The organism is Enterocloster citroniae, assembly GCF_040545455.1.
GTDB classification, from domain to species: Bacteria; Bacillota; Clostridia; order Lachnospirales; family Lachnospiraceae; genus Enterocloster; species Enterocloster citroniae.
On record NZ_JBEPLZ010000021.1, the window covers coordinates 93,422 to 104,949 of the forward strand.

At 48.4% G+C, this 11,528-nt stretch carries 11 protein-coding genes; 5 read left to right on the forward strand and 6 right to left on the reverse strand.

Annotation, left to right across the window (positions count from 1 at the left end):
- Positions 1-3: 3 nt before the first annotated feature.
- The 4 genes from ABID13_RS21620 to ABID13_RS21635 form a co-directional block, all read right to left on the reverse strand.
- The gene (locus ABID13_RS21620) at positions 4-810 is read right to left on the reverse strand and encodes an aspartate dehydrogenase domain-containing protein (protein ID WP_048930267.1); all 807 of its coding nucleotides are present in this window, start codon (positions 808-810) and stop codon (positions 4-6) included.
- 18 nt (positions 811-828) lie between these two features.
- Positions 829-1,212: a RidA family protein gene (locus ABID13_RS21625; protein ID WP_007859162.1), complete on the reverse strand. Its 384-nt coding sequence runs from the start codon at positions 1,210-1,212 to the stop codon at positions 829-831.
- Positions 1,213-1,290: 78 nt separating this feature from the next.
- Positions 1,291-1,941, reverse strand: a complete 651-nt coding sequence (locus ABID13_RS21630; RefSeq protein ID WP_007859161.1) for a hypothetical protein — start codon at positions 1,939-1,941, stop codon at positions 1,291-1,293.
- A gap of 23 nt (positions 1,942-1,964) precedes the next feature.
- Positions 1,965-3,890 carry a BglG family transcription antiterminator gene (locus tag ABID13_RS21635; protein ID WP_007859160.1) on the reverse strand — a complete coding sequence of 642 codons (1,926 nt, stop codon included), beginning with the start codon at positions 3,888-3,890 and terminating at the stop codon, positions 1,965-1,967.
- Between the two features lie 208 nt (positions 3,891-4,098).
- Here ABID13_RS21635 and ABID13_RS21640 point away from each other — a divergent pair, with 208 nt between their 5' ends.
- The 4 genes from ABID13_RS21640 (at position 4,099) to ABID13_RS21655 (ending at position 7,715) form a co-directional block, all read left to right on the forward strand.
- On the forward strand, positions 4,099-4,437 hold the full coding sequence (locus tag ABID13_RS21640; RefSeq protein ID WP_007859159.1) for a PTS sugar transporter subunit IIB: 339 nt from the start codon (positions 4,099-4,101) through the stop codon (positions 4,435-4,437).
- Positions 4,430-5,671 carry a PTS transporter subunit EIIC gene (locus ABID13_RS21645; RefSeq protein ID WP_007859156.1) on the forward strand — a complete coding sequence of 414 codons (1,242 nt, stop codon included), beginning with the start codon at positions 4,430-4,432 and terminating at the stop codon, positions 5,669-5,671. The genes ABID13_RS21640 and ABID13_RS21645 overlap by 8 nt, the downstream gene beginning before the upstream one ends.
- 13 nt (positions 5,672-5,684) lie before the next feature.
- A complete protein-coding gene (locus ABID13_RS21650; protein ID WP_048930266.1) occupies positions 5,685-6,065 on the forward strand; it encodes a PTS sugar transporter subunit IIA in 381 nt (126 codons plus the stop codon).
- A gap of 192 nt (positions 6,066-6,257) precedes the next feature.
- Positions 6,258-7,715: a glycoside hydrolase family 1 protein gene (locus tag ABID13_RS21655; RefSeq protein WP_048930265.1), complete on the forward strand. Its 1,458-nt coding sequence runs from the start codon at positions 6,258-6,260 to the stop codon at positions 7,713-7,715.
- Here the strand turns inward: ABID13_RS21655 and ABID13_RS21660 are convergent.
- A complete protein-coding gene (locus ABID13_RS21660; RefSeq protein WP_048930264.1) occupies positions 7,678-9,732 on the reverse strand; it encodes a BglG family transcription antiterminator in 2,055 nt (684 codons plus the stop codon). The genes ABID13_RS21655 and ABID13_RS21660 overlap by 38 nt on opposite strands.
- 36 nt (positions 9,733-9,768) lie before the next feature.
- Positions 9,769-10,833: a C45 family autoproteolytic acyltransferase/hydrolase gene (locus tag ABID13_RS21665; RefSeq protein ID WP_048930263.1), complete on the reverse strand. Its 1,065-nt coding sequence runs from the start codon at positions 10,831-10,833 to the stop codon at positions 9,769-9,771.
- 165 nt (positions 10,834-10,998) lie between these two features.
- Here ABID13_RS21665 and ABID13_RS21670 point away from each other — a divergent pair, with 165 nt between their 5' ends.
- Complete coding sequence (locus ABID13_RS21670; RefSeq protein WP_045094002.1) at positions 10,999-11,436, forward strand: PTS sugar transporter subunit IIA; 438 nt, start codon at positions 10,999-11,001, stop codon at positions 11,434-11,436.
- The last annotated feature ends 92 nt before the right edge of the window (positions 11,437-11,528 follow it).

Here is an 11,528-nt window from a genome sequence, read left to right on the forward strand (position 1 = left end):
AGATCACATAAAGCAAATCCAGGAGTCCAGCCGCTTTAAAAGACTTATGACGCTATGGGCAGCCAGCTTACTGGAGTGGACATTGGAAGAGGGGGCGGCGGATATCTGGATCCTTGCATGGCCAAATTCCCCCTTAAGGTCAATGGTATGCCTGTTGGAGTGAAGATCGGGGTTGGCGGCAACGGTTACGGAAAGATTGTCGGCACCCACAGTGGCAAGACCTACCGCTACTGCAACATTTACATTTTGTGGAAATACCTCAATTGCCTCAACTGCATTGCCGGAAAAGACCAGCTGGGTTTCGTGGTCAGGGAGGATGCGGCCCGCTAGACAGGGAGCGTCCGCCAGCGCCTGGGGAGGTTTTTCCGTGTGTATGGATACGGATAATTCCCGGTCCAGGGCAGCTGCTCCCATGAGATCAAATCCACCCACAGCTCCTGAGGGCAGGTATACATGGGTCCCATGTGTTTCGGCCATTTGGCGGATATGATCCATATACGCCCGATGGGAAAACACTCCCACAGAGAGGGGAATCACATCCACCTGGTTTTTGACCGCTGGTTCTAAAAGCTCTTTCAGTGCAGCGGCTCCGGCTGCTTCGATCATGAGATCAGGTTTGTCAAGAAACATCATTTCACTGGTAAGGTAAGCGGCACAGCCGAATGTCTCTGAGCATGCGGCTGTCAGCTTTGGCTGGTCCGTGTAGATTCCGCAGAGCGTGTAGTTTCCGGCCTGTCCGGCTTTAATACCGGCGGCGATCTCATGTCCCAGGCCTCCGCAGCCCACCAGGGCAATCCGTTTGGGTTTCATTTTAGGCCCTCCATTTATTTAGTCAGCCGTCTGCTTCACTGCGATGGCCTCGATCTCCACTTTCACTGCCGGATTGGGGAAGACCACCTGGACAGCGGATCTGGCTGGCTTGTCCTCGCCCCAGACAGAGGAGTAGGCATTGTTGACAGCCGGCATATCTCCTCTGTCAGCCACAAAGATCATGGTTTTAACCACATCTTCAAAGGAATACCCGGCCTGTGTCAACACGTCTTCCATATTCTTTAACACCTGAACAGTCTGTTCACCGGCATCATGGCTTACTATTTTTCCGGTCTCAGGAGAGATTCCCAGCTGACCGGAAAGATACAGGGTTTCTCCTGCTTTTACAGCAGCGCTTAAGGGGGATGAAGAAGTAGTGGATTTGTAATAAGTGTGTTTCATAGTTTTCCTCGCTTTCATTTCTATATGATGCGGTTATCCTCAGCGAATCAGGGGCGTGTGTGCCCTTGTCTACTGAAGTTACACATTTTCAAACAACAGGTCCAGCAGATGGATCCCCTGCTTGCCGCCTGCCCGGATTCCCTTGGTGCATGGGACGCAGTAACATACCACTTTGTCGGTGTGTATGTTGCTGCAGTGTTCCCGCATCAGGGCTTTTTGTTCCTCCTCTGCTTTTGGGATGAACATGCCCTGGGCTTCTTTCACAAAGCGTCTGGGAGCAAAATCAGCATTGGCCCGGACCAGGGGCTGATGCAGGCTGGTTCCGCAGAACCGTGTCCTTTCATAATTTTCTTCCAGTTCAACCACAGAAACATTCATTCTGTGCAGGATCCTGCGCACAGCGTCCTGTTCAGCCCTGCGGTCATAGCAGCGCCAGCAGTCCTGCAGGGTCATGGCCTCGCGGTGAAGATCCGGAAAGGGAAATTCCCGGTCATCCTGTAAAACTTCCCACAGGGATTTTACATGGGCTTTGGAATCCTCTGAGCAGATCGCGGCGCAGGTATTGCACACACATACGGCAGTGTCGTCCTCTGTCATAAGGGAGTGGGACGGGCGGCAGCAGCCCTGTATGGTCATGCCGAACCTCCTGTCCAGATAGGCGCAGATCCGGTTGCTGGTTTCCGGTGAAAATGCAGTGAATTTACAGCTGGGGTAATAGTAAACAGCCATTTAAAGTGCCTCCTTATATGTGCTTAATAGAATCCCGGGTTGAGGAGCAGTTTTTTAAAGGCCCCAAAGGATTCGCAGTCCCTTATGGATGTTATAATGCTGGTATCGGTCAGTATTTGGGCAAGGATGCGGTACAGTGTCTGAAAGTCATTTAATGAATCAGGGGAAATGGCCATCATAAATACAACATAAACCAGGTGCTCATTCCACTGGATCCCGCCCGGCGCAACCAGGACGCCGATGGTATTGATCGTGGCCTCCATGCAGACGGAGTGAGGAATGGCAAAATCAAAATAAGCGGTTGAAGCTGCATTTTCACGTTTTAAGACATTGTCTCTGTACTCCCTGGTAACAAACTGGTTGTCAATGAGAAGATTGCACAGCTTGTCAATGGCTGCATCACGTTCCATCCTTCTGGATCGGTCAATGATAAAGTTGCCGGATGAAAAATAAAAATCAAAATTCCTGTGCAGATATTCCAGGGACTTTTGGATCTGGACCTTATCAATGGCATTGCTGATCCCGGCGTAATCGGCAGAAGTCAAAAACGGGCTTATATAGACGCACTGGCCGCCGGAGGTATTATTCTTGTCAATAACAGAGATGGCCAGATCGCAGGAAGCATCCGGCTTTGGTTCCTCCAGGGTGATGGTCTGCTTGATGGTTATCTGGTCGCTGAAGCGGCGCATGATCTTTCGTGCAATGGTCTGTCCCATGTTCAGATATTCCGGAATCATGAGCACGCAGCTGATGGTGCTGTCCGTCACATTCTGCCTTTCGATCTCCGCACCAATGTGAAGCACAATAAAAGAGATCTCATCCTCTGAAATACTGCTGCTGATAATGTTTTTTGCCCGCAGCTGCTGAACCATGTAGATGGCAATATCATACAGAAAGGGTGAGGAACTGCGAAGGGAAGTCTTAAGCGGATTCACGATCTGAATGTGGTTAAGGCTTCTCACCCGCATACAGTTCACATGCAGGGCAAAGCGCACAAAAAACTCGCTGCTGTCAAGTCGTATACAGAACCGGCGCTCCGTGCCGGACACAATCTCCCTGATGTGATCCAGCAGCTGGCTGCCCACATATCCGGCCAGGGATTCCTCTGTTTTTGCTTCCAGCACCGTTGAATTGGATTTGATCAAAAAGTAAAGCTGGAGCTTGTCCGCAGGGCTGATCTCAATGGAGAACCGTTTCTGTAATTCATCACATAGCATATCTGCCAGATTGTAATCCCCATCTGATGTCTCATCAATCTTTAAATCCTGGCCGCCGTCCATATGGATGGTATTGCCGTTGATCACCCGGACGACCATGATCAGGACATGCAAAAGCATATTGATCTTTGAGAAATCATTGAGGTAATAGCCTGTTTTCTGATACACCTCATCCAGAATGATCTGTATGGTGTCAACCACGTCCTGGGGAAAAAACTGTTTTAATGTGGCGATGTCCAGGAGATTGGCTTCCTGGGACTGGGTAAGCATATGGTTCATAAGCTTGCGCTTATCCTTCTCTGTTCCTGATACGGACACATTGTTGTTTTTAATGACGAATTTTACATTCAGGTAGGCATAGGACTGGTTCATTTTCTGCAAGTCATTTTTTAAGAGAGAGTAGCTTATACACATCTCATCACTTAGTTCAAATGCATCCAGCTCCTTTACGCTTCCAAGCAAAAGCTGCTTACAGATATAGAAGGAACGTTCCCTGTACCCGTCCGGTATGGAGTTGACCTGGTCTAAAAGGCCGGCCGTCCTGGTACGGTCAATGACATAGCCGTTTGGGGTGGAAATGATGACCGGTTCCGGGTACATGCCGTTAATATCATTCATATAGTTGATAACAGTGCGTGTGGATATATTAAGACAGGAAGCCAGCTGTTTACAGGGAACCGGCTTGGAACTTTTGGAAATCATCCTGATCATGGAAATCTGTTTTTCCTGCATAGGTTCAGTCTCCTTTCATCTGTTGTCTGATGTTATGATATCATTGTAGATACAGGGCTTCAACCAAAAATTTTCACTGCGGGATGAAAATATCTGGTTGAATTGTGAGAAGACATTATACTATAATCACAGCAGATTAATCTAAAATTGCAATTGCGGTTTGAACGAAATATTGGGAGTATTGTAGGATAGAAAGGAGCTTTATAGTATGAGTGAATTACGTGTATTGCTTTGCTGCGGAGCGGGATTTTCCAGCGGACTTCTGGCACAGCAGGGGAGAAAGTATGCCAAGAAAAACGGGATCAGTATGACGGTTGAAGCAAGAAGTGAAAGCCAGGTAAATGGGTACCTTGGTAAAATTGATGTGCTGCTGTTAGGACCTCATTATGCAAATCAGCTTGAGAATTTTAAGAACATGTGCGCTTCCTATGAGATTTCGGTGGGAGTAATCCCACAGGATATATACGGCCAGATTGACGGAAAACGTCTGGTGGAGCTGGCTCAGGACATGGCTGCATCAGGGAAGGGGGGAACCGGGGATGAATAAATTCATGGACTGGCTGAGCTGTGTCCTTGCTCCTGCCACCAAAAAGGTTTTTTCGCTTCCGTATATTGCGGCTGTATCAAGTGCCATGCAGAAAATACTTCCCTTTATCCTGACAGGCTCGGTCATCTACATATACAATGTATTCCGGGCATTTATTCCGGCACTGCCCAACTTTGATGTGATCATCAACTATACCTTCCGGTTTCTGGCATTGATCGTTGCCTTTGTTGTGGCAGCGCAGCTCATGGAAAAACTGGACCTCCAGAAATATCTGGTCAATGCAGGGCTTACCGCTATACTGGTATTTATGGTTTTTATCGTGCCTTCTTATGATGAGACCGGAGCAACAATCATGTTCACCTATGCGCGGTTTGGTCCGGCGGCCATGTTTGTGGCGATCGTGGCGGGCATTATGGTGGGATTTATCTACCATATGTATTCCAAGCTGCATTTCCTTGAAAATAACGACACCCTTCCGGACTTTGTCTCCGAGTGGTTCAACAATATTTTCCCCATTCTTGCATCAGTCGCCATATCAGCCGTACTGGTATTTAAGGCGGGAATTGACATTTACCAGGTCATTATCAATGCATTTATGCCCATTCAGAATTTCCTTTTAAGCCTGCCCGGCATGCTGACACTTTCCTTTGTACAGGTGTTCTTTTTCAGCCTTGGCATCTCTCCCTGGGTATGGGGAGCAATCAGAAACCCGGTGTTTGCAACCGCTCTTGCGGCCAATATCGCGGCCGTGGCAGCCGGGCAGAACCCGGAGTACATTGTCACTTATGAGACCATGTTTGCCATAGGACTGATCACAATGGGCGGACAGGGAGCCCCCCTTCCCCTCAACCTGCTGATGTGCAGGTCCAAGTCCAAGAGGCTTAAAACCATGGGACGCATCTGTATCGGTCCCTCCATCTTTAATATCAGCGAACCGCTGATGTACGGAACCCCGGTGGTATTTAATCCAATGCTCATGGTTCCCATGTGGATCAACGCACTTTTGGGACCGGTTATGGTGTGGGCTGCCATGAGTCTGGGATTCCTTAAGATACCGGCCATGTCCCTGCAGGTAAGCCAGATACCTGCACCTATCTCAACAGTGATCGTGACACAGGATATGAGAGGTCTGCTTTGGTTTGTTGTCTTATTGGTTGTTTATCTGGTTATTTGGTATCCATTCTTTAAGGTTTATGAAAAAGAAGAGATTGAGAAAGAGGCGGCAGCCGCATAGGAGGAGAAACAAAGTGAACGAACAGGAAAACACAGTCAAACAGTATGAAGAGGAAGAGGGGCTTCCTGAACTTGCCCAGGTTGCCATGAGGGTGGTAATTGACGCAGGGGATGCCAAAATTGCGGCGGAACAGGCGCTGAAAAAGCTTCACGCCTTTGATTTTACCGGGGCCGAGGAATTGATGGAGCAGGCATTTGCACAGCTCCAAAAAGCCCACGATGCCCAGACAGAGGTGATCCAAAATGAGGCGGCGGGAACCAGGTATGAGAATTCCTTTATTTTTAACCATGCACAGGACACCATGATGGCAGCCATGACCCAGTGCAGCCTTACCAGGGAGATCATAGAACTGTATAAGATCCTTTACAGGGAGATCCATAAGGACAAGGCTTAAAACAATACAGTGCACTCTCGAAGTCTCCTCGGCACCCATCTTTGCGGCTGATTTTCCGCCAGTCGCACACCAATTTACTCAACGTACACACCGTGTACGCCTCATAAATTGGTGCACAACTGATAAAAAATCATCTCAGAAATCTGAGTACCGGGAGATTCCGAGTGTACACTACATTTATAAGGAGGTTTTATGAGATTTCCAGAAGATTTGCTCTGGGGCAGCGCCTCTGCTGATTTCCAGTATGAGGGCGGTTTTGGAGAGGACGGCAGGGGTGTGATCACCCAGGATTTTGTTACGGACGGCAGTGTGGATGTGCCGCGCATGATGACCTACCGGCTGCCGGACGGGACCAGGGGGGAGACTCCTGCAAGGACCAGCATGCCAAAGGGCGCGGTGGGGGATTTCCGGGAGGGAAAGTATTATCCCAGCCACCAGGCCGTGGATTTTTACCATCATTATAAAGAGGATATCAGGTATCTTGCAGACATGGGGCTTAACTGTATGCGGTTTTCTATCTGCTGGACCCGCATTTTCCCCACCGGCATGGAGGAGAAGCCCAATAAAAAAGGGCTGGATTTTTATGAGGCGGTGGTGGACGAATGTTTAAAGTACGACATCCAACCCCTTATCACAATATGCCATGACGAGCTTCCGGCCTATCTGGCGGAGCATTACCAGGGCTGGATGAGCCGTGTAACCATTGACTGCTATGTGAAGCTTTGCAGGGCACTGTTTGAGCGGCTGGGCGGAAGGGTGAAATACTGGCTCACCTTTAATGAAGTCAATATCCTCAATGGTTACAGCCATCTGGGAACCACGGACTGTACCATGGCAGCCACCTATCAGTGTGCCCATCATATGTTTGTGGCATCTGCACTGGCTGTTAAGCTGGGACATGAGATGATGCCCGGCGCGCTGTTTGGCGCCATGTATGCCGCCAGCCCGGTCTATGCCAGGACCTGCAGGCCCCAGGATGTGTTTGCACAGATGACCATACGTCGCCGTACCCTGTTTTATATCGATGTCATGGCTCGGGGGGAATACCCTGTCTGGCAGGCGGATTTTTTTAAGGATAACGGAGTAGAGCTGGTCATTGAGCCAGGGGATAAAGAGATCCTGAGCCAGGGGACCATTGATTACATCAGTTTCAGCATGTACCGTTCCACCACCTGTACGGCGGACAGTGAGCTTAAGATGAATGTGCTCTCCTTTGATCCCAACCCCTATCTGGAGGCCACACCGTGGGGCTGGACCATCGATCCCCTGGGGCTTCGCTATGTGCTCAATGAGTTCTGGGACCGCTATCAGCTGCCGCTTTTTATCGTGGAAAATGGACTGGGCATGGCAGATGAACCGGATGAGGATTTCTGGGTGGAAGATGATTACAGGATCAATTACCTGAAGGACCATTTTAAGGCTATTAAGGATGCGGTTGAGCTGGATGGGATACCGGTTCTGGGCTATACCATGTGGGGAGGCATTGACCTGGTAAGCCTGTCCACGGGAGAGATGAAGAAACGGTACGGATGGGTTTACGTGGACATGGACGACAAAGGAAAGGGAAGCCTGAAACGGTATCCTAAAAAAAGCTTTTACTGGATGAAAGACTTCATGAAGAACGGGAGCCGTACACCATTAAATAGTTGAATATATTGGAGCAGCTCTGGGTGTTCAGGATCTCATAAAACTGTTTGTCCTCCAGAAATTCCACCAGACTGGCCATGGCTGATAGATGGGATTCATAATCAACAGCGCTTAAACAGAAAATGTATCTGATGGGATCGTAATTCTCCACGTTGAATATGACAGGATGTTCCAGGACGGTGACGGATATTCCTGGTTTTAGAACACCCCGGTCAGGCGCTGCGTGGGGCAGGGCAACTGATTTCATGATCACGGTGTGGTGCAGGCTGCTCTTAAAGGTATCAATAACAGAATCCACATAGTTTTGGGTAATATAGTTACAGGTGAGAAGAGGCTGTGCTGACAAAAGCACGGCCTCTTCGGCTGTCCGGGCAGCTGCCCTGGTCTGGATCAGGGCAGGGCGGATCATGTCCGACAGGGACAGCGGCCGGGAGGGAGAGGACCGGCCGTTTTTTTGTGAAAAGTAGCTGATCAGGTCTCCTCTGAGTTTTCCCTCGGATAGGATCTGTGCATGTTTATGAATAATGGTGATCAGATCATGTACGGAAGGAAGTGGATCGGCAAATGATTCAAATGTTTGATACACCTTTTGGGACAAACGGTATTTGTCCTGGCTGTTCAGAATGGACGGCACATAGAATACAGGGATACCAAGGCCCTCCAGCTGAAAATCCAATGAAGTTGTAAAAACAGCATGGCATGTCTGGGTGAGAAGTTCTCGGCGGAGTCCGTCATAACCGGTGGAGAAAAAGTCAAATTCAGGAAACAAGCCGGCCAGCTGTTTTTTCAGCAGGGCGGAAAAGCCGGTACCCGCGTTACAGACTATGGCACCTTGTTTTCTGTATGGGCTGCCATAGGTTTTCTGCGTGGTAAAGCTTGCAAAATGGACAGTGAGATAGGCCAGTTCGTCCTCTGCAAAAGGGGAGTATAGGATATAGTTTAAAGGCTTAATAGTCTCCCTGACCAGGGTGGCGGTGGCGGCATACTGCTCCAGGATCTGCCGGGTTAAAGGATTGGACACGGGCAAATGATATAGATTCCTGTAAAAAGCAGGCCTGAAATGGGAATAGAGCTGTGCCAAAGCCTTGTTGTGGTCAGAATACTGCAGACCGCTTAAGGCCTGGAAGCGGATCAGCATCTGACGCAGCAGTTCCACCAGATAGGACTTGTCCGGTGTCTCATTCTCAATGTCCGATACCGAGATGCCGATGAGCCATGCGCTGATATATTCTATTTTATCCTCCTCCAGATCAAGGCCCAGTTCTTTCAGCAATGTCTCGGCAAATTTATATTCATTCAGCTGGGGCATTTTTTCGGAAACAAAGTCAGGAAGTTCAAAGGGGTTCCCGCTTGGAAACTGCCTGCTGACAGAAAGGATGACCAGGATGTAAACAAACTCCCTTAATCTGCTCTCAACAAAGGAAATGCCGCAGGTACCTGCGATCCGGCGGATCGTCCCTATGTAATGGTCTGTCACATGGATAGAGTGTTTTTTGAAAAAATGTTCCATTACGGGACCATGGACACCGGTGATTCCGTTCACCATAAAACTCAGGCAGGAGGAGGGGGAACCGGACAGTGTATATCCGTATACGCGGTCACTGTCTATGCGTATTTCGTAGGATTCCAGATTCTTCCGTAAGTCTTTCATATCCGCCTGGATGGTGGTCTTGCTCACTGATAGTTCATCTGTGAGATGAAAGATGGTGAGATAATCCTGGTTGCACAGGATCGCCAGGAAGATATAATACTGCCGCTCTTCATGATCGAAATTATACTGCCGGATCTGGTTTAGAAATATCTTTTCCAACAAATCCAACGTCTCTGGGGATACCGGCTGACTGGCCTGTAAGAGTCTGTCCTTTGGCACGCCGTAGGAATCTGCCAGGACGGTGTTGATGGATTCCAGCTGGTATTCGATCTGTCTTTTTGTAAATGAGGTTTCCCCCATAAGCTGGGGAACGGTTAATACCCTGTTTATGATTATCTTTTCAATGATGGACAGCGTGTTTTTATTCATCTTTCCCTCCAAGTGAGACTGCCATGGGTGAAATGTTTACGGTAATTTTGTTTCAAGGTAGGTATGTCCGCAGGGATTTCCTTCACATATATACATGGTCTGTTCTGTCAAATCCATGACCAATGAACAGATGGTTGCCCACTGTTTTCTTACAGGCAGTGCCTGGTCGGCATGGGTGCATACTCCATGGGGATGATTGCCGTGCTGTACCAGTGCTTTTTTGATGTCCTGAAAGCTGATCCTTTCCAGATGTTCCAGGGATTGTTTCAGTGAATCGTATCTGAGGACCGATTCATTTTTCAGGTATTTTATATATTCCCTGTCAGTATTCAGGCCGGATGCAAGAAAATGATTGGTGTGGAGCATCAGACCGTTTGCGGGCAAAAGTTCCGTGGCCTGACGGCTGTCAACTTCAAAATCGCATATTCCATCCCTGCTTGAACCGGCCAGTATGTTAAAGGAGCTTCCCGTTCCAAAGGTGTGTACCATTCTGCGTACATCCTCCAGGGTGTGCTGTTCAAGGATCAGGCGTTTCATCAGATGGAGGGGCAGTTTTAGGCCCACATGGTCATTTTTCAGGGTGTTTCCGCAATATCCGATCCCGCTGCTGTTAAAACCCATTCTACCAATAATTCCCGCTTCTGTCACCATACAAATCCTGGTATCATCTGGAAGAGTGAGCTTTAGTATAATGGTGTTATGTTTCTGGAAAACTCCGTAATCCCAGTTCTCCGCCATATAAGTACGGCCGTCCGCGCTGCGGCCGGACTCCACCCCGATTACACTGCAGCTGTGCTCCGTCAGTCCCCCTTTTCGTGCGATCTCATAATGGCAGTTGATTGCCAGAATGTCATCAAACTGCTGGCCGGAGCCATGGCAGATGCCCCTCATCTCCTCTATATATTGGGGAAAGTCCGCCTGGATCAGGTCATAATACTGATTGGAAAATTCTTTGATCTCAGCCCAGGAGCAGTTCCAGATCGGTTCAAATTTTTGCCTGTAGTAATCAATCGTACCGGCAACCATATCCTTTGCCTTGCTTCCATGTGCCAGCCCCATCTCATAGCTGGATCCGGCTGCACATATTTCTTTAAACGCCATATTAAAATCTCCTTTGCTTTTTTCTTTATTATAAAAGATGACCACTGTTGCCGGGGGTACTGATTAGGTCAATTTTTGTGCGGTTACCAGACAAAAACTGTCATGAAAGGAGATTGAACTTTTTATCAGGAGAACGTATATTGGACTCATGAAAGGAGCAGCAGCATGACACATAAACCATTGGAAAGAGATGAAGTTCAACTGAATATTGAAGCGGCCGACTGGGAGGATGCCATAAGAAAGTCAGCCCGTCCCCTGGTTGGCAGACATAAGGTGACGCAGGCGTATGTGGACGAGATCGTCAGGGTGACCAGAGAGGAGGGACCTTATTTTATCATTATGAAACACGTTGCTCTGCCCCATGCAAAACCGGAATACGGGGCGCTGGAAAATGCGGTTTCTTTGACCACATTAAAAGATCCGGTATGTTTCGGACATAAAAACGACCCGGTCAAATATATTATTTTCTTATCGTCTGCGGATGGGGAAGAACATCTGCACAACATCTCAAGGATCGCGGAACTTTTGGGCAGGAAAGAATTCCTGGAAGTGCTGGATCAGGCAGAGGACAGCAGTATGGTATGCGATTTTTTTAATCAGTAAGCCTGCAAATAAAAAGTCAAGCTAAATTTTAAAGAACATTGAAAAATTTATACAGGTTGAAAAGTGGGTATCAAAATAAGACCGCCAGGATA

Coding starts and splice junctions, on each gene's coding strand:
- ABID13_RS21645 (WP_007859156.1), top strand. CDS start 4,430: ATGAATAAATTCATGGACTGGCTGAGCTGTGTCCTTGCTCCTGCCACC.
- ABID13_RS21660 (WP_048930264.1), bottom strand. CDS start 9,732: ATGAATAAAAACACGCTGTCCATCATTGAAAAGATAATCATAAACAGG.
- ABID13_RS21665 (WP_048930263.1), bottom strand. CDS start 10,833: ATGGCGTTTAAAGAAATATGTGCAGCCGGATCCAGCTATGAGATGGGG.
- ABID13_RS21640 (WP_007859159.1), top strand. CDS start 4,099: ATGAGTGAATTACGTGTATTGCTTTGCTGCGGAGCGGGATTTTCCAGC.
- ABID13_RS21655 (WP_048930265.1), top strand. CDS start 6,258: ATGAGATTTCCAGAAGATTTGCTCTGGGGCAGCGCCTCTGCTGATTTC.
- ABID13_RS21630 (WP_007859161.1), bottom strand. CDS start 1,941: ATGGCTGTTTACTATTACCCCAGCTGTAAATTCACTGCATTTTCACCG.
- ABID13_RS21625 (WP_007859162.1), bottom strand. CDS start 1,212: ATGAAACACACTTATTACAAATCCACTACTTCTTCATCCCCCTTAAGC.
- ABID13_RS21620 (WP_048930267.1), bottom strand. CDS start 810: ATGAAACCCAAACGGATTGCCCTGGTGGGCTGCGGAGGCCTGGGACAT.
- ABID13_RS21670 (WP_045094002.1), top strand. CDS start 10,999: ATGACACATAAACCATTGGAAAGAGATGAAGTTCAACTGAATATTGAA.
- ABID13_RS21635 (WP_007859160.1), bottom strand. CDS start 3,890: ATGCAGGAAAAACAGATTTCCATGATCAGGATGATTTCCAAAAGTTCC.